The organism is Microvirga sp. 3-52, assembly GCF_018383585.1.
Taxonomy (GTDB): domain Bacteria; phylum Pseudomonadota; class Alphaproteobacteria; order Rhizobiales; family Beijerinckiaceae; genus Microvirga.
Window position 1 is genome coordinate 78,388 of sequence record NZ_JAHAMK010000018.1, and the last position, 21,717, is coordinate 100,104.

Sequence of the window (21,717 nt, forward strand, 5' to 3'; positions counted from 1 at the left end):
GCAGTGGCCCGGTGGCAGGTTTAAACCAACGCCCTCTCCTGCTTACCCAAGGTGATCCGGCAGGAATCGGGCCGGAACTCGGCCTGAGGGCTTGGCTCGAGCGGGATCAATCGGCTCTCCCGCCTTTTGCCGTCCTCGGCGATCCCGACCATCTCGCCCGGGTGGCCAAGACGTTCGGATGGACGATCCCGATCGCACCAGTCGAGCCGAGGCAGATCCAATCCGCCTTTCCGGACGCGCTCCCGGTGGTTCCGCTGAATGTCCCGGTTTCCGCCGAGCCGGGGCGGCCCGATCCAGCCAATGCCCCGTCCGTCATCGAATCCATCGAGACGGCCGTACGCCTCGTCCGAGAGGGCGCGGCGGCCGCTGTCGTGACGAACCCCATCGCCAAGCACGTGCTCTATGAGGCCGGCTTCCGGCATCCGGGCCATACGGAGTTCCTCGCGGCTCTCGCTGCGGAAGGTGGAACGGAGAGCTATCATCCGGTGATGATGCTCTGGAGCGAGGAACTCGCCGTCGTTCCCGTCACGGTCCACATTCCCCTCGCGGACGTACCCTCGGCCCTGACCACGGACCTGATCGTCCTCACCGGGCGGATCGTCGCCCGAGAGCTGCGGGAGCGGTTCGGCATCGCCGATCCCAGGCTCGCCCTCGCAGGCCTCAATCCGCATGCCGGCGAAAACGGCACGATGGGTGCGGAGGACCGACGTGTCATCCTCCCGGCCATCGGGATCCTGCGCGGAGACGGCATCGAGGTGGCAGGTCCCCTGCCGGCCGACACCATGTTCCATGCCCGCGCCCGAAGCCGCTACGATGCGGCCCTTGCCATGTATCACGATCAGGCCCTGATCCCGATCAAGACCATCGCCTTCGACGAGGCGGTCAACGTCACTCTCGGGCTTCCTTTCGTGCGGACCTCGCCCGACCATGGCACGGCCTTCGACATCGCCGGCAAGGGCGTCGCCCGCCCCGACAGCCTCATGGCGGCCCTGAGGCTCGCCGCCCGCCTGGGGTGCCCATGAGCCGGATCGACGACCTTCCCCCTTTGCGCGAGGTGGTGCGCGTCTATGGACTGATGGCCAAGAAGTCGCTCGGCCAGAATTTCCTGTTCGACCTCAATCTCACCAGCCGTATCGCCCGCTCCGCGGGATCTCTCGAAGACGCGACAGTGATCGAAGTCGGCCCCGGACCGGGCGGCCTGACCCGGGCGATCCTCGCAGCCGGGGCTAAAAGGATCATCGCCATCGAGCGCGACACCCGCTGCATGCCGGCGCTCGCCGAAATCGCCGCACGATATCCGGGCCGCCTCGACGTGATCGAGGCCGACGCCCTGCAATTCGACCCGCGCCCTCTGGTCGGCGACGGGATCGTCCGCATCATCGCGAACTTGCCCTACAATGTCGGCACCGCCCTCCTGACCGGCTGGCTCACCGGCGACGCGTGGCCGCCCTGGTGGGCTTCGCTCACCCTCATGTTCCAGCGCGAGGTGGCCGAGCGCATCGTGGCGGACGAGAGCGACCCCAAGAATTATGGGCGCCTGGGTGTTCTCTGCGGCTGGCGGACGGAGGCGCGCATCCTCTTCGACGTGCCGCCTTCCGCCTTCGTGCCGCCGCCGAAGATCACCTCGAGCGTGGTTCACCTCACCCCCCGCGCCAACCCGCTGCCCTGCCGCATCGGCGCCCTGGAAGCCGTGACTCGCGCGGCTTTCGGGCAGCGCCGCAAGATGCTCCGCCAAAGCCTGAAATCCATCGCTCCGGACCCGGCCGCGATCATCGGCGCGGCCGGGCTCGAGGAAACCATCCGCGCGGAGAACATCCCTGTGGAAGGCTACGTGGCGCTTGCCAATGCCTGGGATGCGACGCGCGACCGTTGAAAACATCTTCGTTAGGGGTCTTTTACCGCGTCTCTCACCCTGAGAGGTTGGCTCGTAAAGCCTCGGCCATTTGCTCTGGAACGCAGGCATATTCTCCCCCTTGCGGAGAGAACGCGCGTCGCTCGCCGCCATCACCGGCACAAGGCCGGCAATGACGCGGGAGGGCGGCATCAATGATACTCGTCATGCCGACGGTCTGCGCCATATCAAGCCGCTGGACCGGCGCGGGCGGCCCCTCTTCATGAGACCTTAACCGCGCCTCTTCCATGATCGGATCGGTATGGGCGGCCTCGAGCGGCTCTGAGGGGAGGAAGCGGGCATGTCGCAGCCGCGCAAGACGATTGGGCTTCTGTTCGGAGGGCGCTCTGCGGAGCATGAGGTCTCGAAGCTGTCGGCGGCCAATATTCTGCGCGCTCTCGATCCGGACCGTTACGATGTCGTCCCCATTGGCATCGGCCGGGACGGACGCTGGCTCCTCTGCGACAACGGCAATGGCAGCGGAAGAGGCGCTCAGTCCCTGGAAATCCCGGTGGAGGCCCCTCAGGTGGCCCTGCTTCCCGGAGGCGCGGGCGAAACGATCGTGCTGAACGGCAGCGTGCCGTCGCGTTCCCTGCGCCTCGACGCGGTGGTCCCGGTGCTCCATGGACCGAACGGCGAGGACGGGACGGTCCAGGGCTTTCTCGAACTTGCCAATGTTCCCTATGTCGGCTCGGGCGTGATGGGCTCTGCCGCCGGCATGGACAAGGACGTCGCCAAGCGCCTGCTGCGTGACGGCGGCCTGCCGGTGGTTCCGTTCCTGACGCTCACGCCGCGCACTCGCGTGGACTACCGGGCGGCCGTGGACGCCCTCGGCACGCCCGATCTCTTCGTGAAGCCCGCCAATATGGGCTCGTCCGTCGGTGTATCCCGCGCCTCGTCCGCAGAAGAGTTCGACAAGGCGTGCGAGCGCGCCTTCCGTTATGACGCCAAAGTGCTCGTGGAGCGCAGCGTCACGGGCGCTCGCGAGATCGAATGCTCGGTGCTGGAGGATGCCGCCGGCGAGGTACGCTCGTCACCGCTGGGCGAGATCGTGCCCGCCGGCAGTCACGGCTTTTACAGCTATGACGCCAAATATATCGACGCGGACGGCGCGCTCCTGCGCATCCCGGCGGACCTTGCGCCGGCCCAGGCACGCCGCATCCAGGAGCTTGCCGTCGAGACTTTCAAGATTCTCACCTGCGAAGGACTGGCCCGCGTCGACTTCTTCGTCGATCCGACGAACGAGAGCAGCCTGTTCGTCAACGAGGTGAACACCCTGCCGGGTTTCACAGCCATCAGCATGTATCCCAAGCTCTGGGAGGCCGGCGGCCTGCCTCAGGGCGAACTGATGGAAGTGCTGATCGGTCACGCCATAGCCCGCCACCAGCGCCGGAATGCATTGGCCCTGGTGTGAGCGACGAAAGGCTCAGTCGATCTTTTCCGCCAGCAATCCCTCGACGAAGTCGGACAGGCCCACGAGGCGTTCGCGCTTCAGGCGCTCGGCGGCCTGGATGGCCTTGAGGCTCTGGAAGGATCGGTCGAGGTCTTCGTTGACGATCACGTAATCGTACTCGACCCAGCGCTCCATCTCGATGCGGGCATTGGCGAGACGCTTGGCGATGACATCGGGCGCATCCTCCGCACGACGCTCCAGGCGCGCCTTCAGCTCCTTGAAGCTGGGCGGCAGAACGAACACCGTCACCACATCGTCGGGCAGCTTCTGTCGTACCTGACGGGTGCCCTGATAATCGATGTCGAAGATCATGTCCTGGCCGCCGGCGAGCGTCCTCTCCACGGGCTTGCGCGGCGTGCCGTAGAAATTGCCGTGCACCTCGGCCCATTCCAGGAGTTCGTCGCGATCGCGCATCGCCTTGAACTCTTCCACGTCGATGAAGTGATAGTGCCTGCCTTCGATCTCGGACGGGCGCTTCGGACGCGTCGTGACGGAAACCGACAACGCGCCGGCCCGCTCATCCACGAGGCTGCGTGTGAGCGTGGTCTTTCCTGCGCCGGACGGCGAGGACAGGATGAGGATGAGGCCGCGACGGCCGACCGCTGGCTTCGAATCTTGACTCACCGCATCACTCCACGTTCTGAACCTGCTCGCGGAATTGCTCGATCACGGCCTTCAATTCAAGTCCGATCCGCGACAGGGATACGTCATTGGCCTTTGCACACAGGGTATTCGCCTCGCGGCCGAATTCCTGGGCCAGGAAATCGAGACGCCGCCCGACGGATCCGCCCTCCTGCAGGAGAGTGCGAGCAGCGTCCACATGGGCACGCAGCCGGTCGAGCTCTTCGCGGATGTCCGCCCGGGCCGCAATGAGCACCGCCTCCTGATGCAGGCGGGCCGGGTCAAGATTGGCCTTGCCGTCGAGCAGCTCGGCGATCTGCGCTTCCAGCCGGGTACGGATGGCATCGGGCTGACGGGCCGGTGCCGCTTCGGCTTCATCGACAAGGCGGGAGACGAGATCGAGCTGCTGTCCGAGAACGACGGAGAGCGCGTTTCCTTCCTTCAGCCGTGCCGCCTTGAGAGACTCGATCAGCATGCCGATCCCCGCTCTCAGAGCCGCCACGAGTTCCTCGTCCTGTGACGGATCGGCGGCATCGTCGTCGAGCTCGACCACGCCGCGCACCGACAAAAGACCATCGAGCGACGCCGGCTTCACGTTGTCCGGGAGGGCCAGGCCGCCGATGGCCGAGATCAGCGATTGCAGCACATCCTGGTTCACCCGCAGCTTGGGAGCGGCGGAAGCCTTGCTGAGCGACAGGTTGAGCTGGCCCTGGCCACGGGTCAGCGCCTTGAGGATCTGTCCTCGCGCCTCTTCGCCGATGGCATCGAGGCCGGAGGGCGTGCGGACGCGTACCTCGAGCCCGCGTCCGTTCACCGTCTTGAGCTCCCAGGCCCATTGATAGGAACCGGTGACGCCGGCTTCGCGGGCAAAGCCGGTCATGCTCGCAATGGACATGCGCTAACCTCAAACGGAATGAAAATCGGCGCGACCATAATGCGCGCCGATCCAAGAGTCGATTACAAGGATTTGGAATTGGGTCCCGCGGCTCAAGGCTGCCGCAGGCTCGGAACGCTCTTCGGATTGTTCAGGTCGAAGGTCTTGTTCTTGAGCGGGTCCTTGTCGGTCCCCTCGCTCGCATCGAAGCCGCGCCCCGGGCGTCCTCCGGGAGGGAGCGCATTGGCAGTCCCTCTCAATCCCGATGGCATGGTCGTTCCATTCTGCCCGCGGACATCCTCGGCATCGGGCATCACCCGGTCCACGTCGGTGGCATCGGGAGCCGGACGGCTCTTCTCGATCTGCCGCCAGCGGGTCACGTTGCGCTGATGCTGTTCGTAGGTCTCGGCGAAGGCATGGCCTCCCGAGCCGTCGGCGACGAAGTAGAGATCCTTGGTGCGCGAGGGGTTGGCCACCGCCTCGAGGGCAGCACGGCCCGGATTGGCGATAGGGCCCGGCGGCAGGCCTTCGACCACATAGGTATTGTAGGGCGTTGCAGCCTCGATCTCGCTGCGCAGGATGCCGCGGCCCAGGGTGCCTTTGCCGCCGACCAGCCCGTAAACGATGGTGGGATCGGACTGGAGCTTCATCCGCTTCATCAGGCGGTTGATGAAGACGCCTGCCACACGGGTGCGCTCGTCCGCCCGGCCCGTCTCCTTCTCCACGATGGAGGCCAGGATCACGAGTTCCTGCGGCGACTTGATCGGCAGCTCGCTGGAGCGGCGCTGCCAGATCTGCTCGATGGCCTGGCGCTGGGCCGCCTGCATGGTGGCGATGATCTGCTGGCGGGTCGTTCCGCGCTCGAATTTATAGGTGTCGGGCAGGAGGGAGCCCTCACGCGGGGTCTCGGTCACATCGCCCGTAAGGATCTCGTGCTCATAAAGGCGGGCAATGATCTGTTCGCTGGTCAGCCCCTCGGGGACCGTCACCGTATGCAGGATGGCCTTGCCCTGGATGAGGGTGTCGATGGCGTCCTCGATGCTGGTGCCGGCCTTGAACTGGAACTCGCCGGCCTTCAGCTGGCCGCGCTGCCGGTTGACGTGGGCGTAGGCCTGGAACAGCAACGGCTGATCGATGACGCCTTCGTCCTTGAGGATTCGGGCAATCTCGCCCGTGCCGGTATTGCGCGGGATGACCACGACCTTGTCGCTCTGCAGTGGACCCTGGGCCGTCACCTCCTGCTGCACCATGGAGAACCCGAAGATCCCGGCAATCGCCAGGGCGACGAACAGCGTCAGCAGGCCGCTCAGAAGCGACAGCATGCCCCTGCGGCGACGGCGGAGCTTAGGCGGCGGCGGCGGTGCCATCGACGGCTTGATGGCCTCGTTGGGAGATCTGGGTGCCAAGCGGGGCTGCGCCGATCCGTAGTCGGATTCGTCTGCAGGAGGGAGAAGGATTTTTTTCTTTCGTCCGAACATCACGCCGCTTTTCTGGTATCGGCCGGCGGTCCTGCCGGTCCGCCGACACCCTAACAGGGATTATGGCGAAAAGCCGTAACGCGCCGTCGCCAATCGAAGCATCAAGCCCGAAAGTGGACCCCACTCCCGGGATCGGTCCGATGCCCCTCTTTGAACGGCGCATCGTTCGAACGGAGAACCAGGGCCATCCTGCGCTGGCGCGGACCTCCGGCTCCGCACGAGGGGCTATGATACGCGACGAAGAATGAGCGAAGCGTTAGTGCCGCCGAACCCGAAGGAGTTCGACAGAGCCACGTTGATCTCCTTGCGCTTGGCCTGTTTGGGCACGAGATCGATGGCCGTATCCACCGACGGATTGTCGAGGTTGATGGTCGGCGGAATGATGCCGTCACGCATGGCCAGGATCGAGAAGATCGCCTCGACGGCGCCCGCGGCACCCAGAAGGTGGCCGATCGCCGACTTGGTGGAGGACATGGAGAGCTTGCCCGCCGCATTGCCCATGATGCGCTCGACGGCCTTCAGCTCAAGCTCGTCGCCGAGCGGCGTCGAGGTTCCGTGAGCGTTGACATAGTCGATCTCGGACACGTCGATGCCGGCGCGCTTGAGGGCCGCGGCCATGCAGCGATAGGCGCCGTCGCCATCCTCGGACGGCGACGTGATGTGATAGGCATCGCCCGACAGGCCGTAGCCGATGACCTCGGCATAGATCTTGGCGCCGCGTGCCTTGGCGTGCTCGTATTCTTCCAGCACGACGACACCGGCGCCCTCGCCCATGACGAAGCCGTCACGGTCCTTGTCGTAGGGGCGCGAGGCACGCGTCGGATCGTCGTTGAAATTCGTCGACAGGGCGCGGCAGGCCGCGAAGCCCGCGATGGACAGCCGGTTGATCGGCGATTCCGTTCCGCCCGCGACCATCACGTCCGCATCGCCGAACGCGATGAGACGGGCCGCGTCGCCGATGGCATGCGAACCGGTGGAGCAGGCGGTCACCACGGCGTGGTTGGGACCCTTCAGGCCGTGCTCGATGGACACGTAGCCGCCGGCCAGGTTGATGAGGCGGCCGGGGATGAAGAAGGGCGAAATCCGGCGCGGGCCGCGCTCGATCAGGGTCGCGGAGGCCTCGTAGATGCCGCCGATGCCGCCGATGCCGGAGCCGATCAGCACGCCGGTCGCGCACTGGTCCTCATAGGATTTCGGCTCCCAGCCGGAATCCCGCAGCGCCATAGTGGAGGCCGCCATCGCATAGACGATGAAGGGATCGACCTTGCGCTGCTCCTTGGGCTCCATCCATTCATCAGCATTGAAGGTGCCGTCGGAGCCGTCGCCGCGCGGGATCTGACAGGCGATCTGGCAGGCCAGGTCATCGGCCTGGAAATCCGTGATCCTGTTCGCGCCGCTCTTTCCCTCGACGAGGCGGGACCATGTGGCATCGACCCCGCTGCCCAGCGGGGTGACCATGCCAAGACCTGTAACAACTACCCGGCGCATGAATTCCTGCCCTATCGATCAATAAAATTCGGGCGTCGAATGAGTCATCCGACGCCCTTTTCAGCTCTTTAGGCTGCGTTCTTCTCGAGGAAGCGGATCGCGTCGCCGACCGTCACGATGGTCTCAGCCGCGTCGTCCGGGATCTCAACGTTGAACTCTTCCTCGAACGCCATCACCAGCTCGACCGTATCCAGGCTGTCGGCGCCCAGGTCGTCGATGAAGTTAGCATTGTCGGTCACCTTGTCGGCTTCGACGCCGAGGTGCTCGACAACAATCTTCTTCACGCGATCAGCGACGTCACTCATCGTATTTTCCTCAGTGGCTGCCGCCTCAGGAATTGGGCGGGTTAAGAAATCAATTTAGATCAGCTGTTCAGCTGACAACGCTGAAACGGCTACCCTGCGCCGTGCAAAGCCGCATTTTTAAGCGCCGGTCAACCCCTTTGACCTGATCGGGATCATGCTTAACACAAGCTTATCCTGTCTGGCGAGGGGTGAACGGCACCTGCAAACAGATTCCGGAAAGGCCGATAAGTTCCTTTAGAACATGGCCATTCCGCCGTTTACGTGCAGGGTATGGCCCGTCACATAGGCGGCCTCGGTGGACGCAAGATAAACGACGGACGAGGCGATTTCATCGCCCTGACCGAGCCGCCCCATGGGGATCGTGCCCAGAATTCCCTCACGCTGCTTTTCGTTCAGAGCATCCGTCATGGGCGAGGCGATGAAACCCGGAGCGACGCAGTTCACCGTGATATTGCGGCTCGCGACCTCGGCGGCGAGCGCCTTGGTCATGCCGATCAGGCCCGCCTTGGAGGCGGCATAGTTGCCCTGACCCGGATTGCCGGTCGAGCCCACGACCGAGCCGATATTGACGATGCGACCGTAGCGGCGGCGCATCATGCCCTTCACGGCGGCCCGCGACAGGCGGAAGGAGGCGGTCAGGTTCACGGCAATCACCGTCTCCCACTCCTCGTCCTTCATGCGCATGAACAGGTTGTCCTTGGTCACGCCCGCGTTATTGACCAGGATGTCGAGCCCTTCCATGGCGGCCTCGGCCGCCGGAACGAGGGCCTCGACCGAATCCTTGTCCGAGAGATTCGCCTCGACCACATGGACCCGCTCGCCCAGGGACGAAGCCAGTTCGTCGAGGGCCGCCCGCCGGGTTCCCGACAGGGTGACGGTGGCGCCCTGGGCGTGAAGCGCGCGGGCAATGGCGCCGCCGATGCCGCCCGTGGCTCCGGTGACGAGAGCCTTGCGGCCGGTGAGATCGAACATGCAGGGCTCCTTATCCGTTCAGGGAGGCTTTGAAGGCGGCGGCATCATCAGGGGTGCCGATGGCCGTGGCCGAGGCGCCGGCCGCGATGCGTTTCACGAGGCCGGTCAGGACCTTACCCGAGCCGACCTCATAAAACGATTCAACACCCTGGGCGGCCATATAGGCCACGCTCTCGCGCCAGCGGACGGTTCCGGTGACCTGGCGGACGAGGGCATCACGGATCGCAACAGGGTCGGTGATGGGAGCCGCTTCCACATTGGCCACCACCGGGACGGCGGGAGCATTGACGGTCACATTGCCCAAGGCCTCGCGCATGGCATCCGCCGCAGGCTGCATGAGGGCGCAATGGAAGGGAGCGGACACGGCCAGCATCACGGCACGCTTGGCGCCTTTGGTCTGGGCAAGCGCCACGGCCCGTTCCACGGCAGACTTATGGCCCGAAACGACCACCTGGGCACCGCCATTGTCGTTGGCCCCATCGCAGACCTCGCCTTGCGCCGCCTCGCGGGCGACCTCGAGGGCGGCCTCGTACTCAAGCCCGAGAAGCGCCGCCATGGCGCCCTGCCCCACTGGAACGGCGCTCTGCATGGCATTGCCGCGAATCCGCAGCAGGCGGGCCGTATCGGAGATGGAGAGGCTGCCGGCGGCGGCGAGCGCCGAATATTCGCCCAGCGAGTGGCCGGCGACAAAGGCGGCATGTTTCCTGAGATCGAGGCCGGCCTCGGCCTCCAGGACCCGGATCGCCGCCAGGCTCACGGCCATGAGGGCCGGCTGCGTGTTGGCCGTCAGGGTCAGCTCCTCCGCCGGTCCTTCCCACATGATGGTGGAAAGTTTCTGGGAGAGAGCCTCGTCCACCTCGTCGAAAATGGCCCGGGCCTGCGGAAAGGCATCGGCAAGGGCTTTGCCCATTCCAACCGCCTGGCTCCCCTGACCGGGGAAAATGAATGCGCGCTTCATCAGGAACGGAACCCTTAAATTGATCGAATCCGCGCGGGACTCGCATCGGGACGCCGAGGAGTCAAGGCGCAGACCATGCAGCCCCGCACTTGACCTGTTTATCGGATGAGACGCCGCTGAACGGCGAGGAGATTTCGACCGGCACCGCTCGGCTGGAAGCCCAACCTCGCCAGGAGCCATCCGGCGGAGTGTCCTGGGGTGCAAGAACCTGTGCGTAAGCTTATCGGCACGCACCTACTGACCTTACGATACGATACACCATAACTTCTGCTTGGCTGGCCGACACTGCAATGTACGGACGCAAGTCAGGTTAAGTCCCTGCTGGAGAACGCTTCCTCTTGTCTTCTCCGATCAACCGGTGTATCCGGTCCCTCTTCCGATATTCTCAATGACTCAAGAAGGAGCCCCGCATGGCTCGCGTGACCGTCGAAGACTGCATCGACAAGGTCGACAACCGGTTTGAGCTCGTTCTGCTGGCCAGCCACCGGGCCCGCCTCATTTCGTCGGGCTCGCCGCTAACGATCGACCGCGACCGCGACAAAAACCCGGTCGTGGCTCTCCGCGAGATCGCGGACGAGACGATCGCTCCCGACGATCTGAAGGAGCAGCTCATCCACTCGATGCAGAAATATGTCGAGGTGGACGAGCCGGAGGCCGAAGCCGTTCCCATGCTCAGCAACACGGCGGCCGCGCCCTCGACCGGCAGCGACAACGACGCGGACGTCCAGTTCGACCGCATGAGCGAAGATGACCTGCTCCGCGGGCTCGAAGGCCTCGTGCCCCCGAGCAGCAGCGCCGACGACGACGAGCGCGAATAAGCGCTCGCACCGATTTCAAAAGCCCGGCTCCATGCCGGGCTTTTTTGTTGGCCGGCTTAACCGCGCCTCGCATCGGCATCCTGCGGCAAGGTATTCAGCTTGCGGTTGGAAGATGTTGTACAATATCTTCGATAGCTTCGTGATTTCAGCCAGATAACGGACCAGAAGGAGAATGCGCCCGCATGATGCGCCAGTACGAACTCGTCGAGCGGGTCAAGCGCTACAACCCCTCGACCGATGAGGCGCTTCTCAACCGCGCTTATGTGTATGCCATGATGGCCCATGGCAACCAGAAGCGCGCTTCCGGCGACCTGTTCTTCGGCCACCCCCTCGAAGTGGCCGCCATCCTGACCGACCTCAAGCTCGACGACGCGACCATCGCGGCGGCGGTTCTCCATGACACCGTGGAAGACACGCAGGCGACGCTGGAGGAGATCAACAAGACCTTCGGTTCCCAGATCGGGGCTCTCGTCGACGGCCTGACAAAGATCAAGCGGCTCGACCTCGTCTCGAAGCGGGCGGCTCAAGGGGAGAACTTTCGCAAGCTCCTTCTCGCGGTTGCGGATGACGTGCGGGTGCTCCTGGTCAAGCTCGCCGACCGCCTGCACAACATGCGCACCCTCCAGTTCATGCCGCCAGACAAGCGCAAGCGCATCGCCGAGGAGACCCTCGACATCTATGCTCCGCTCGCGGGACGCATGGGTATCCAGGAGATGCGCGAGGAATTGGAGGAGCTGTCGTTCCAGAACCTCGATCCGGAAGCCTACGAGGCCATCAAGCGTCACCTGCACGAACTCTCCGCCAAGAGCGAGAAGCTCGTCGACGAGATCGAGCGGACCCTGACGACCAAGCTGCGCGCCCAAGGAATCGACGCAACGGTGTCGGGACGCCAGAAGCGGCCCTATTCCATCTGGCGCAAGATGGAGCGGAAATCCGTCTCCTTCGAGCAATTGTCCGATATCTTCGCCTTCCGGATCATCGTGAACACCATCGACGAGTGCTACCGGGCCCTCGGTGTCGTCCATACCAGCTGGCCGATGGTGCCGGGGCGCTACAAGGACTACGTCTCGACGCCGAAGCAGAACGATTACCGCTCGATCCACACCACGGTGATCGGCCCGGGCAGCCAGCGCGTGGAGCTGCAGATCCGCACCGAGGACATGGAAGAGGTCGCGGAGTACGGCATCGCCGCCCATGCCCTCTACAAGGAAGGCGTGAACGACAACTCGCGCCTCGCTACGGAAAGCCGCGCCTATCAATGGCTGCGGCGTACCATCGACCTCCTGGCCGAGGGCGACAATCCGGAGGAGTTCCTCGAGCACACGAAGCTCGAACTCTTCCACGATCAGGTGTTCTGCTTCACCCCCAAGGGGCGCCTCATCGCCCTGCCCCGCGGCGCGACGCCCATCGACTTCGCCTATGCGGTGCACACGGATGTCGGCAACACGGCCGTGGGCTGCAAGATCAACGGCCGGATGTCGCCGCTTCTGACTGAACTGCAGAACGGCGATGAGGTGGAGATCGTCCGCGCCGAGGGTCAGACGCCGCCGGCGGCCTGGGAATCCCTCGTGGTCACCGGCAAGGCGCGCGCCTCGATCCGCCGCGCGACCCGTGCCGCCGTGCGCCGGCAATATACGGGCCTCGGCCATCAGATCCTGGAGCGCGCCTTCGAGCGGGCCAGCCGCCCCTTCTCCGACGAGAAGCTGAAAGGCGCCCTGCCCCGCCTGGCGCGGGTATCCGTCGAAGACGTGCTGGCGGCCGTGGGCCGGGGCGAGATGTTCTCCGGCGACGTGGTGCGGGCTGTCTATCCCGATTATCTGGACGAGCGGCGAGCCAGCTCCGACGGCAAGGGGAGCGGCCAGCCTGACGGCGCGGGCAAGAAAACGGCAAGCGAGCATTCGGACGGCATTCCGGTCCGCGGGCTCAACAAGGACATGCCGATCCGCTTCGCGTCCGAAGGCGGCGCCGTGCCGGGAGACCGCATCGTCGGCATTCTCACCCCTGGTGAGGGTGTCACGATCTATCCGATTCAATCCCCGTCGCTGGCGGCGTTCGACAACGAGCCCGATCGCTGGATCGATGTGCGCTGGGATCTCGAATCCGGCTCCACGCAGCGCTTCCCGGCGAGGATCAAGCTGCAATCGATCAACGAACCCGGATCGCTTGCCCAGATCACCCAGGTGATCGCCGATCATGACGGCAATATCGACAATGTCTCCATGAAGCGGCGCACCCAGGACTTCACCGACATGACCATCGACCTGACGGTGTGGGACCTGAAGCACCTCAACGCGATCATCGCGGAACTGCGCGCCAAGCGCGTGGTGAGCCGCGTCGACCGCGTCACCGGATAGGACCGCCAATGTCACGCAAGCCGCGCATCGCCGTCATCATGGATGAAAACACCACCGCGGGCGGCAGTGGGTACGAGATGCCCAAGACCTATTTCACGGCCGTGCACCGCGCGGGCGGGATGCCGTTCGGGATTCCCTATCTTCCCGATATGGTCGAAAGCGTCATCGCGGAATTCGACGGATTCATCAGCGTGGGCGGTCGCATCCGGTTTCCTCATGAATGGTACGTCCCGGGGGACGGATCACGGTATCCGTCGTCGGAGCGCCTTGAGGTCGAGCAGGCGCTGATGCGCGGCTTTCTCGAGCGCGACAAGCCAGTGCTCGGCATCTGCAACGGCATGCAGATGCTCGCCTGCCTTCACGGCGGGCGCATGGTGCATGAGGTGCGAAAGGCCGGCGCGCATATCCTCGATCATGACAATCGGAACGCCATACACGCCGTCGAGATCGTGCCGGGCACGATGCTGGCGCGCATCCTGGGCACGACTCGCCTCGACGTGAACAGCCGTCATCAGGAGGCGGTTGTCGAGACGTCCGATCAAGCCGTCACGTCTGCCAGAGCAGATGACGGCGTGATCGAAGCCATCGAGATTCCGGGGCGGCGCTTCGCCATCGGCGTCCAGTGGCACCCGGAGGCCTTCGCCATGCAAGACCATCCCTGCAACAGCCTGTTCGGCGCCTTCGTGCAGGCGACGCAACGCAGCCACTGAAACAGGTCACGGCAGGGACACTGGATGCCCATCTCCGTTCTAGGCCTCGATGCCGACGACACCCTCTGGCACAATGAAACCTTCTATCGGATGACTCGTCAGCGCTTCAACGAGCTCCTCGCCGATTTCGCCGATGCAGAGATGCTCGAAGCCGAGATCGAGGCAACGGAGAAGCGCAATCTCGGCCTCTACGGCTATGGTGCAAAGGGCTTTACGCTGTCCATGCTGGAGACGGCGCTCGCGATCAGCAGGGGCCAGGTGCCCACTCACGTCATCACCGAAATCCTGGCGGTCGGACGGGAGATGATGAGGCATCCGGTCGAGCCCTTCCCAGGCGTTCACGAGGCTCTGGAAGACCTCGCCGCTCAGTACAAGCTGATCCTGATCACCAAGGGCGACCTCTTCCACAAGGAATCGAAGCTCGCCGCGTCGGGTCTCGGTCACTTCTTCTCAGGGGTCGAGATTGTCAGCGAAAAGAAGGCGGAGACCCATACGCGGATCTTCTCGCGTCACGGTGCAGGCCCGGAACAGGCCGCGATGGCCGGAAACTCCGTGCGCTCGGACGTCCTGCCCGCCCTCGAGGCCGGCAGCTACGCCGCTCTAATTCCCTACCATCTCGTCTGGGCCCACGAGGACGCCCCGCTCCCGACGGAGCATCCCCGCTTCGCGGAGCTGCCGTCGCTCGCAGGCCTGCCGGGATGGCTAGCCGAGGTTACCGATTCTTCACGGTAAGGCATCCTGTTTCCCCTTGCTTCGCACCGGTCCGCCTGCCAAAGAGCCCCGACGCAGGAGACTCGAAGCCATGACCCCGAACGAAGTTCTCGACGAATTCCGCTCCGCAGGCGCGTTGCTGGAGGGACACTTCATCCTGTCGTCGGGGCTGCACAGCCCGGTCTTCCTGCAGAAGATGTTCGTGTTCCAGGATCCGGCGCGCACGGAGCGGGTCTGCCGGGCGCTGGCGGAGAAGATCGGGGAGACCTTCGGGCCCGTCGATTACGTGGTGTCGCCGGCAGTCGGCGGAATCGTTCCAGGCTACGAGACGGCTCGGCATCTGGGATGCAAGGCGATCTTCGTCGAGCGTGAGAACGGGGTGTTCGTCCTGCGTCGCGGCTTCACGATTCCGGAAGGAGCCCGAGTCGTCATGGTGGAGGACATCGTCACGACCGGCCTTTCCTCTCGGGAATGCCTGGCGGCCCTGCGGGAGCATCCCGGCACGATCCTCGGCGCCGCCTGCCTCATCGACCGCTCCGGTGGCAAAGCCGATCTCGGCGTTCCCCTGGTGTCCTTGATTCAGCTCGACATTCCGGCCTATGCACCTGACCAGTTGCCGCCTGAACTGGCTGCTCTTCCGGCCATCAAGCCGGGCAGCCGCAGTCTTAAATCATAAAAAACTGTTTATTTGCCCCACACCGGCTTGACTGCCTTGGTTCTGACAACTTGACTCTTGGAACTTACACGCCATTAAGTAATTACCATTGTCATTTTTACTCGTCCGAAGGGTTAGTAGCAGCCTGATTGAAGGCGCGTCATGATTTTTCCGCGCAATTTTATTGCCTGCGTAAATAATAGATGTCGCTTGAATAATGAAGGTTGTTATGCCGCTCCGGCAGACACGAACAGAGAATACTTATGTCAGGCCAGCAGCGGATTGCGCTTTTCATTGACGGCGCCAACCTTTACGCTACCACGAAAACTCTCGGCTTCGATATCGATTACAAGCGGCTCCTGAAGGAGTTTCAAGGTCGGGGCACTCTGGTCCGGGCTTTTTACTACACGGCGCTTGTAGAAGATCAGGAATATTCTTCCATCCGCCCGCTGATCGACTGGCTCGATTACAACGGCTATCGGGTGGTGACGAAGCCGACCAAGGAATTCGTCGATTCCGCCGGCCGCCGCAAGGTGAAGGGCAATATGGACATCGAGCTCGCCATCGATGCGCTCGAGCTCTCCCCTTACATCGACCACATGGTCCTGTTTTCGGGCGACGGTGATTTCCGCTCCCTGGTCGAGGCCATGCAGCGCCGCGGCGTTCGGGTTTCGGTCGCCTCGACGGTTACGACCCAGCCGCCGATGGTCGCCGACGAGCTGCGCCGCCAGGCCGACGAGTTCCTCGACCTGTCGCAACTGATGTCCCGCATCGGACGCGATCCTTCGGACCGTCCGCAGCGTGTCGGGAACGAGAACGGCGAGCGCTCGCGCCCGCAGCCGCGCAACGGCGCCCTGGAGAGCCGCTACGGCATCCGGCAGCCGCAGGACGACGACCTGGAGATCTGACATCGACGGCAGTGCGATGCCTTCATGGCCGGGCCTGCCCCGGCCATCCGCATTTCAGAGCGAACTTTCTTCGACCTGACAGCTGAGGCTGAGGGACCCGGCCGTGTTGCTGACCGTCGCCAGACAGAGATCGGTCCGGCCGGCCGGGATGGAAACCGCGAACCGGGTCACGTAGAGGCCGCCCTCGCTGTCCGGGAGCTTGCGCGCCTCGAGGCGCACGATATTGGCCTCGTATTGCTTGAAGACCTCCGAGAGGCGGGCCACGAGGCCGAGCTGATCGCCGCCGCTGATGGTGATGCGGTGGGTGACACTTCCCGCAGGTCCGGGGCTCGGGTCGAAGGCATAGGGAACGGCCCGGATCTCGGCCCCGGCGAGCTCGGGAAGCCGCATCAGGCCTGCCTCGATGTCAGCGGCCGTCAGATCCGCGGGAAGCTCGCAGAGGGCGACGAATTCAGCGCCCGAGCCCAGCGCGGCGAAGGTCGTGTCCCTCAGGTTCACGCCCACGTTGAAGAGGTGCTCCGCGATCGCCGCGACGAGACCGACCCGATCGGGGCCAAGAACCGAGACCAGAGCAACGGACGCCATGTCTTCCCTCCCAAGCCGAGATGAGAAATCTAGCGCGGAAGAAGCTTCCGTCAGCCCTTCTCACGCATGAGGCGCGCCTTCTCCCGATTCCAGGTGCGCTCTTTTTCCGTCTCGCGCTTGTCGTGCAGCTTCTTGCCACGGCCGAGGCCGAGTTCCACCTTCGCCCGCCCGCGATCGTTGAAATAGATCTTGAGCGGCACCACGGTGAAACCCTCGCGTTGCGTGGCGCCGATCAGCTTGTCGATCTGGCGCTTGTGCAAGAGCAGACGGCGCGGACGCTTCGTCTCGTGATTGAAGCGGTTCGCCTGAAGGTATTCCGGGATATAGGCGTTGAAGAGGAAGAACTCCTCGCCCGACGGCCCGGCATAAGCCTCGCCGATGGTTGCCTTCCCCTGGCGCAGGGATTTCACTTCCGTGCCGGTCAGCGCGATCCCCGCCTCGTAAGTATCGAGGATCTCGTAATTGAACCGCGCCTTCCTGTTGTCGGCGACGACGCGGTTGGCACTTTTTGGATCTTTTGACATGAGCTCTTATGCGTTGATCAGGCCCGCATGGACCATGGCCGAACGAACGGCCTGCTTCGCGCCGTCGGAGGCGGGCACCAACGGCAGGCGCACCGTGTCCTCCATGAGGCCGAGCAGGGACGCGGCATATTTCACGGGTGTCGGGTTGGTTTCGAGGAACAGGTTGGTGTGCAGGGGCATGAGGCGGTCCTGCACCTTCAGCGCCGAGGCGTAGTCGCCGTTCAGGCAGGCGTTCTGCATCTCCGCGCAGAGCCGGGGCGCCACGTTCGAGGTGACGGAAATGCAGCCATGTCCGCCGTGGGCCATGAAGCCGAGTGCGGTCGCGTCCTCGCCGGAGAGCTGGATGAAATCGGGCCCCAGAACCTGCCGCTGCAGGCTCGCGCGCGCCATGTTGGCGGTCGCATCCTTCACGCCGGCGATGTTCTTGAGCTCATAGAGCCGCGCCATCGTCTCCACCGACATGTCGATGACCGAACGGCCGGGGATGTTGTAGATGATGATCGGGATCCCGACGGCATCGTTGATGGCCTTGAAGTGCTGATAGAGGCCTTCCTGGGTCGGCTTGTTGTAATAGGGCGTCACGATCAGCACCGCGTCGGCGCCCACCTTTTCCGCATGCTTGGCGAAGGCGACCGCCTCCGCCGTGCTGTTGGAGCCGGCACCCGCAATCACCGGTACCCTGCCCTTCGCCTCCTCGACGCAGATCTCCACGACCCGCTCATGTTCCTTATGGCTCAGCGTGGGGCTCTCACCCGTCGTTCCGACCGGGACCAGGCCGTTCGTCCCTTCCTGGATCTGCCAGTTGATGAAGGACCGGAACGCAGCCTCATCCACAGCTCCATCCTTGAAGGGGGTCACAAGAGCCGTGATGGAGCCTTTGAATTGAGTCATGGGGTTATCCTCGATAGTCCCGCCGGGCCTTCTCTTGGGCCACAAGGGTTTTACACATAGGGGGTGCGGCGCATGCGCGCAAACATTCGTTCGGGGAGTTGTCCTAGCTCGGCTCTTAGTGTTTCCTCAAGAGAAACGTCGTCACAATGAGATAAAAGGCGGCAGCAAAGGGGTTAGCGGGTGAGCCTCAACATGCGTCCTCTCATAGGTCTTGTGACATCCGTCGCGCTTGTCCAATTCTCCGTTCTCACCGCTCAAGCGATCGAAACTCCTCCCGGCCCGCCGGTACCGGCACAACCCACCGCCCTGGAAAGCTTCGTGCCCACAGCGCCGGTGCCGGGAGACCTGGATCACTTGGCCGGGATCTTCAAGGCCTATCGGGACAACGATCTGACCGAGGCTCAGATCCTCAAGACCAAGCTCACCCAGCCCGCCGCCCACGCCGCCGTCGAATGGTTTGCCATCCGCAGCGGGCTCACCGCGGGTCTCGATCGCATCCTCTCCTTTCAGAGGGAGTACCCGGACTGGCCGGTGACCAGCCAGCTTCGGAGACGGAGTGAGGATGCGCTGCTGGCCGAGCGCAGGCCTCCGTCCCAGATTCGCGCCTTTTTCGCAAAGCAGCCTCCTGGAACCCCCGCCGGGCGGATCGCTCTCGCCTTCGCTCTGCAGGCGGAAGGCCTCGCGCAGGATGCGAACGAGAAGATCCGCCATATCTGGCGGGAGGATACCTTCGGCGCGGACGCGGAGCGCCGCATCCTCGACCGCTTTCCGGATGTTCTGACGAAGGCCGACCATCGCTTCCGCATGGAGCGGCTTCTTCTGAAGGAGAACTGGGGCGGAGCCCAGCGCGCCGCCGGCCATGCGGGCAAGGAATACGAGCTGCTCGTGAAGGCCCGGATGGCTGTCTTCCAGGGCAAGAAGAAGGCCGAGAAAGCCTTTGCCGCCGTTCCGGCCTCCCTGCGGAGCGACCCCTCCTACCTGTTCTCCAAGGCGCTCCTCCAGCGCCGGAGCAACAACCTGGTGGAAGCGGCCGCAATCATCATGCAGGCGCCGCGAGACCCCGAGCTGCGGGTCGACGGCGACGAATGGTGGGCCGAACAGCGCCTGATCACCCGTGCCCTGCTCGACAAGGACAATTCCAAGACGGCCTATGAGGTGGCAAGCCATCATGCGGCCGAATCGCCTGCCCAGCAGATCGAGGCGGAGTTTCATGCAGGGTGGATCGCACTCCGCTTCCTGAGCGATCCGGCAACGGCCTCGAGACACTTCGCGACAGTCGCCAAAACGGCCTCCACGCCGATCTCCGTTTCCCGCGTCGCCTATTGGCAGGGGCGCGCGGCGGAGGCCGCCGGCGAAGCACAGAACGCCAGACTCTTCTACGAACGAGCCGCCGAGCAGCCGACGACCTATTACGGGCAGTTGGCCCAGGCGAAGCTGGGGCAGTCCATCTCGTTGCGAAAAGTCGATCCCTTATCGGAGGAGGAGCGCAAGGCGTTCGATGCTCTCGTTCCCGTTCAGGCGGTGAAACTGCTGCAGCAGAGCGGCGAGCAGGATCTCGCCCTCGGCCTCTACACCGACCTCGCCCAGTCCCTGAGCGATCCGGGGCAGCTCGACGCTCTGGCCAGTCTGGCCACGTCGCAGCAGAATCCTCGCGCGGTGCTCTCCATCGGCAAGATGGCCCTGCAGCGCGGCTTCCCGCTCGATCAGCATGCCTATCCGCTTGCGGCCATTCCCAATTTCGTGCCCGTCGGCGACGAGGTGGAGTCAGCCATGGTCTATGCCATCGCCCGGCAGGAGAGTGCTTTCAACCCGCGCGCCATCTCGAGCGCCGGAGCCCGCGGACTCATGCAGCTCATGCCCGCCACAGCGAAGAGAACGGCGCAGCGTTTCGGCGTCGGATTCGATCTGAAGCGGCTGATCGAGGACCCGTCCTACAATGCGAAGATCGGCTCGGCGCATCTCGGCGAGCTGATGGAGGACTGGAAGGGCTCCTACATTCTCGCCTTCGCGTCCTACAACGCGGGCGGCGGCAACGTGATCAAGTGGATCAGAAGCTATGGCGACCCTCGCAAGCCGGACGTTGACGAGGTCGACTGGGTCGAGCGGATTCCGTTCTATGAAACGCGCAACTACGTCCAGCGCGTGCTCGAGAACCTGAGAGTCTACCGGCAGCGCCTGAACGACAAGCCCGCGCCGCTCATCCCGGCGACGGCGGATGCGACGAGTACCAACTGATGATGCAGGATGCGGCTCGTCAAAGATCGGTCGAAAGCGGACAGAGATGAGCCGCTCCTACCGCGATCTTTTCGTATCGGCCGCTGACGGGCTGCGGCTCTACGCCCGTGATTATCGCCCGCAGACGGGCGACGGGCTGCCGGTCATATGCCTTCCCGGGCTTGCCAGAACGTCCGAGGATTTCCACGATCTCGCGGAAGCCCTGAGCCACGATCCCGCGCGCCCTCGCCGGGTGCTGTCTCTGGACTATCGCGGGCGTGGGCGCTCCGAATGGGACCGCGACTGGCGCAACTACGACCTCAAGGTCGAACTGGGCGATACCCTGCAGGTTCTAACAACCGCCGGAATCGGGAAGGCGATCTTCATCGGCACCTCTCGCGGAGGCCTGATCACGATGGCCTTGAGCGCGGCGCGACCCGAACTCGTCGCCGGCGCGGTTCTGAACGATGTCGGCCCGGTCCTTGAAGCCCAGGGGCTGATGCGGATCCGGGGCTATGTCGGCAAACTCCCCAAACCTCGGACCATGAGCGAGGCCGCTGACATCCTGCGTCAGAGGTCGGAGACCCAGTTTCCCGGCTACACCGACGAGCAATGGGAGAAGATGGCACGAGGGACCTGGCGTGAGGCCGAAGATGGGCTCGTTCTGGATTACGATCCCGATCTGGCAAAAACCCTCGAAGGTCTCGATCTCGAAGCGCCCCTGCCGGATCTGTGGCCCCTCTTCGCGGCCATGAAGCCGTTCCCCGTTCTCGCCATCCGGGGCGGCTATTCCGATCTGCTGACGGCTGAGACCTTGCGGATGATGCAGGAACGGCATCCGCGCCTCACGGCCATCACGGTGGCGGACCAGGGCCACGCCCCCTCCCTCGATGGCGATCTCATTCACATCGTCAGAGATTTCATCGCTGGAGTCGATCCTCGGGGTTGAAAGGCAGCGCCCTCTCCCTCGGTTTAGTGGAGTGGCTTGCAGCTCTATTCTACCGGCGGGATCCGATCCCGCTCTTTGATCTGCGCCTCTCTGACGGCTCACGACGTCGACTTCATCCGAGCCTTTCAAAATCCAAGCTTTTCAAATGCCTGAGCGGACCTGTTCGACGGTTGTCCGACACGCCAAAATGAAAAACCCCGGTGTTGCCACCGGGGTTTTCCGATCCAATCAGGATGAGCCGATTAGAAGTCGCGCTGAACGCGCAGGCGGCCTTCCCAAACGTCGTTCTTCAGGTTGACCGGATCCGGACCACGCGGGTCAATGTTGGCGTAGAGAACCTCAACACCGAGGTCCAGGC

21 protein-coding genes are annotated in these 21,717 nt (G+C 64.0%); 11 read left to right on the plus strand and 10 right to left on the minus strand.

Going from position 1 to position 21,717, the window contains the following annotated elements; translation table 11 throughout:
• The first annotated feature begins 11 nt into the window (after positions 1-11).
• From pdxA to KHP60_RS15065, 3 genes are all read left to right on the plus strand, one after another.
• The gene (gene pdxA, locus KHP60_RS15055; protein ID WP_213565141.1) at positions 12-1,022 is read left to right on the plus strand and encodes a 4-hydroxythreonine-4-phosphate dehydrogenase PdxA; all 1,011 of its coding nucleotides are present in this window, start codon (positions 12-14) and stop codon (positions 1,020-1,022) included.
• Positions 1,019-1,873 carry a 16S rRNA (adenine(1518)-N(6)/adenine(1519)-N(6))-dimethyltransferase RsmA gene (gene rsmA / locus KHP60_RS15060; RefSeq protein WP_213565142.1) on the plus strand — a complete coding sequence of 285 codons (855 nt, stop codon included), beginning with the start codon at positions 1,019-1,021 and terminating at the stop codon, positions 1,871-1,873. The genes pdxA and rsmA overlap by 4 nt, the downstream gene beginning before the upstream one ends.
• A 319-nt stretch (positions 1,874-2,192) precedes the next feature.
• Positions 2,193-3,305 carry a D-alanine--D-alanine ligase family protein gene (locus KHP60_RS15065; protein WP_213565143.1) on the plus strand — a complete coding sequence of 371 codons (1,113 nt, stop codon included), beginning with the start codon at positions 2,193-2,195 and terminating at the stop codon, positions 3,303-3,305.
• A 12-nt stretch (positions 3,306-3,317) separates the two neighbouring features.
• On the opposite strand, the gene gmk is transcribed toward KHP60_RS15065, so the two are convergent.
• The 7 genes from gmk to fabD form a co-directional block, all read right to left on the minus strand.
• On the minus strand, positions 3,318-3,968 hold the full coding sequence (gmk, locus tag KHP60_RS15070; protein ID WP_213565144.1) for a guanylate kinase: 651 nt from the start codon (positions 3,966-3,968) through the stop codon (positions 3,318-3,320).
• 4 nt (positions 3,969-3,972) lie between these two features.
• The gene (locus KHP60_RS15075; RefSeq protein WP_213565145.1) at positions 3,973-4,860 is read right to left on the minus strand and encodes a YicC/YloC family endoribonuclease; all 888 of its coding nucleotides are present in this window, start codon (positions 4,858-4,860) and stop codon (positions 3,973-3,975) included.
• A 92-nt stretch (positions 4,861-4,952) separates the two neighbouring features.
• Positions 4,953-6,317, minus strand: coding sequence for an endolytic transglycosylase MltG (gene mltG / locus KHP60_RS15080; RefSeq protein ID WP_213565146.1), 1,365 nt, complete (start codon positions 6,315-6,317; stop codon positions 4,953-4,955).
• A 225-nt stretch (positions 6,318-6,542) separates the two neighbouring features.
• The gene (fabF, locus tag KHP60_RS15085) at positions 6,543-7,805 is read right to left on the minus strand and encodes a beta-ketoacyl-ACP synthase II (protein WP_213565147.1); all 1,263 of its coding nucleotides are present in this window, start codon (positions 7,803-7,805) and stop codon (positions 6,543-6,545) included.
• A 68-nt stretch (positions 7,806-7,873) separates the two neighbouring features.
• Positions 7,874-8,110: an acyl carrier protein gene (locus KHP60_RS15090; RefSeq protein ID WP_009764365.1), complete on the minus strand. Its 237-nt coding sequence runs from the start codon at positions 8,108-8,110 to the stop codon at positions 7,874-7,876.
• A 234-nt stretch (positions 8,111-8,344) separates the two neighbouring features.
• Complete coding sequence (gene fabG / locus KHP60_RS15095) at positions 8,345-9,082, minus strand: 3-oxoacyl-[acyl-carrier-protein] reductase (RefSeq protein ID WP_213565148.1); 738 nt, start codon at positions 9,080-9,082, stop codon at positions 8,345-8,347.
• 10 nt (positions 9,083-9,092) lie between these two features.
• The gene (gene fabD / locus KHP60_RS15100; RefSeq protein ID WP_213565149.1) at positions 9,093-10,040 is read right to left on the minus strand and encodes an ACP S-malonyltransferase; all 948 of its coding nucleotides are present in this window, start codon (positions 10,038-10,040) and stop codon (positions 9,093-9,095) included.
• Between the two features lie 410 nt (positions 10,041-10,450).
• On the opposite strand from fabD, the gene rpoZ reads away from it, so the two are divergent.
• From rpoZ to KHP60_RS15130, 6 genes are all read left to right on the plus strand, one after another.
• Positions 10,451-10,858 carry a DNA-directed RNA polymerase subunit omega gene (rpoZ, locus tag KHP60_RS15105; protein WP_213565150.1) on the plus strand — a complete coding sequence of 136 codons (408 nt, stop codon included), beginning with the start codon at positions 10,451-10,453 and terminating at the stop codon, positions 10,856-10,858.
• Between the two features lie 182 nt (positions 10,859-11,040).
• Positions 11,041-13,212 (plus strand): bifunctional (p)ppGpp synthetase/guanosine-3',5'-bis(diphosphate) 3'-pyrophosphohydrolase, encoded by a 2,172-nt coding sequence (locus tag KHP60_RS15110; protein ID WP_213565151.1) that lies wholly within the window; start codon positions 11,041-11,043, stop codon positions 13,210-13,212.
• A gap of 8 nt (positions 13,213-13,220) precedes the next feature.
• Entirely contained in the window at positions 13,221-13,922 is a 702-nt protein-coding gene (locus tag KHP60_RS15115; protein WP_213565152.1) for a gamma-glutamyl-gamma-aminobutyrate hydrolase family protein, read from the plus strand.
• Positions 13,923-13,946: 24 nt separating this feature from the next.
• Positions 13,947-14,654, plus strand: coding sequence for an HAD family hydrolase (locus KHP60_RS15120; protein ID WP_213565153.1), 708 nt, complete (start codon positions 13,947-13,949; stop codon positions 14,652-14,654).
• Positions 14,655-14,724: 70 nt separating this feature from the next.
• A complete protein-coding gene (gene pyrE, locus KHP60_RS15125) occupies positions 14,725-15,309 on the plus strand; it encodes an orotate phosphoribosyltransferase (protein ID WP_213565154.1) in 585 nt (194 codons plus the stop codon).
• Between the two features lie 242 nt (positions 15,310-15,551).
• Positions 15,552-16,196, plus strand: coding sequence for an NYN domain-containing protein (locus KHP60_RS15130; protein WP_213565155.1), 645 nt, complete (start codon positions 15,552-15,554; stop codon positions 16,194-16,196).
• A gap of 54 nt (positions 16,197-16,250) precedes the next feature.
• Here KHP60_RS15130 and KHP60_RS15135 read toward each other — a convergent pair whose 3' ends face one another.
• From KHP60_RS15135 to dapA, 3 genes are read right to left on the minus strand one after another with little or no spacing between them, the layout of a single operon-like run.
• The gene (locus KHP60_RS15135) at positions 16,251-16,781 is read right to left on the minus strand and encodes a glycine cleavage system protein R (RefSeq protein WP_213565156.1); all 531 of its coding nucleotides are present in this window, start codon (positions 16,779-16,781) and stop codon (positions 16,251-16,253) included.
• A 50-nt stretch (positions 16,782-16,831) separates the two neighbouring features.
• Positions 16,832-17,305 carry an SsrA-binding protein SmpB gene (gene smpB, locus KHP60_RS15140; protein ID WP_213565157.1) on the minus strand — a complete coding sequence of 158 codons (474 nt, stop codon included), beginning with the start codon at positions 17,303-17,305 and terminating at the stop codon, positions 16,832-16,834.
• A 6-nt stretch (positions 17,306-17,311) separates the two neighbouring features.
• Positions 17,312-18,196 carry a 4-hydroxy-tetrahydrodipicolinate synthase gene (gene dapA, locus KHP60_RS15145; RefSeq protein ID WP_213565158.1) on the minus strand — a complete coding sequence of 295 codons (885 nt, stop codon included), beginning with the start codon at positions 18,194-18,196 and terminating at the stop codon, positions 17,312-17,314.
• A gap of 192 nt (positions 18,197-18,388) precedes the next feature.
• On the opposite strand from dapA, the gene KHP60_RS15150 reads away from it, so the two are divergent.
• Together KHP60_RS15150 and KHP60_RS15155 are read left to right on the plus strand one after the other, a co-directional pair.
• Positions 18,389-20,431: a lytic transglycosylase domain-containing protein gene (locus tag KHP60_RS15150; protein ID WP_213565159.1), complete on the plus strand. Its 2,043-nt coding sequence runs from the start codon at positions 18,389-18,391 to the stop codon at positions 20,429-20,431.
• Between the two features lie 46 nt (positions 20,432-20,477).
• The gene (locus KHP60_RS15155; RefSeq protein ID WP_213565160.1) at positions 20,478-21,359 is read left to right on the plus strand and encodes an alpha/beta fold hydrolase; all 882 of its coding nucleotides are present in this window, start codon (positions 20,478-20,480) and stop codon (positions 21,357-21,359) included.
• Positions 21,360-21,717: the final 358 nt, after the last annotated feature.

Coding starts and splice junctions, on each gene's coding strand:
- fabD (WP_213565149.1), bottom strand. CDS start 10,040: ATGAAGCGCGCATTCATTTTCCCCGGTCAGGGGAGCCAGGCGGTTGGA.
- KHP60_RS15110 (WP_213565151.1), top strand. CDS start 11,041: ATGATGCGCCAGTACGAACTCGTCGAGCGGGTCAAGCGCTACAACCCC.
- rpoZ (WP_213565150.1), top strand. CDS start 10,451: ATGGCTCGCGTGACCGTCGAAGACTGCATCGACAAGGTCGACAACCGG.
- KHP60_RS15135 (WP_213565156.1), bottom strand. CDS start 16,781: ATGGCGTCCGTTGCTCTGGTCTCGGTTCTTGGCCCCGATCGGGTCGGT.
- KHP60_RS15155 (WP_213565160.1), top strand. CDS start 20,478: ATGAGCCGCTCCTACCGCGATCTTTTCGTATCGGCCGCTGACGGGCTG.
- dapA (WP_213565158.1), bottom strand. CDS start 18,196: ATGACTCAATTCAAAGGCTCCATCACGGCTCTTGTGACCCCCTTCAAG.
- fabG (WP_213565148.1), bottom strand. CDS start 9,082: ATGTTCGATCTCACCGGCCGCAAGGCTCTCGTCACCGGAGCCACGGGC.
- pyrE (WP_213565154.1), top strand. CDS start 14,725: ATGACCCCGAACGAAGTTCTCGACGAATTCCGCTCCGCAGGCGCGTTG.
- KHP60_RS15120 (WP_213565153.1), top strand. CDS start 13,947: ATGCCCATCTCCGTTCTAGGCCTCGATGCCGACGACACCCTCTGGCAC.
- rsmA (WP_213565142.1), top strand. CDS start 1,019: ATGAGCCGGATCGACGACCTTCCCCCTTTGCGCGAGGTGGTGCGCGTC.
- mltG (WP_213565146.1), bottom strand. CDS start 6,317: ATGTTCGGACGAAAGAAAAAAATCCTTCTCCCTCCTGCAGACGAATCC.
- fabF (WP_213565147.1), bottom strand. CDS start 7,805: ATGCGCCGGGTAGTTGTTACAGGTCTTGGCATGGTCACCCCGCTGGGC.
- KHP60_RS15090 (WP_009764365.1), bottom strand. CDS start 8,110: ATGAGTGACGTCGCTGATCGCGTGAAGAAGATTGTTGTCGAGCACCTC.
- KHP60_RS15065 (WP_213565143.1), top strand. CDS start 2,193: ATGTCGCAGCCGCGCAAGACGATTGGGCTTCTGTTCGGAGGGCGCTCT.
- KHP60_RS15130 (WP_213565155.1), top strand. CDS start 15,552: ATGTCAGGCCAGCAGCGGATTGCGCTTTTCATTGACGGCGCCAACCTT.
- smpB (WP_213565157.1), bottom strand. CDS start 17,305: ATGTCAAAAGATCCAAAAAGTGCCAACCGCGTCGTCGCCGACAACAGG.
- KHP60_RS15150 (WP_213565159.1), top strand. CDS start 18,389: ATGCGTCCTCTCATAGGTCTTGTGACATCCGTCGCGCTTGTCCAATTC.
- KHP60_RS15115 (WP_213565152.1), top strand. CDS start 13,221: ATGTCACGCAAGCCGCGCATCGCCGTCATCATGGATGAAAACACCACC.
- KHP60_RS15075 (WP_213565145.1), bottom strand. CDS start 4,860: ATGTCCATTGCGAGCATGACCGGCTTTGCCCGCGAAGCCGGCGTCACC.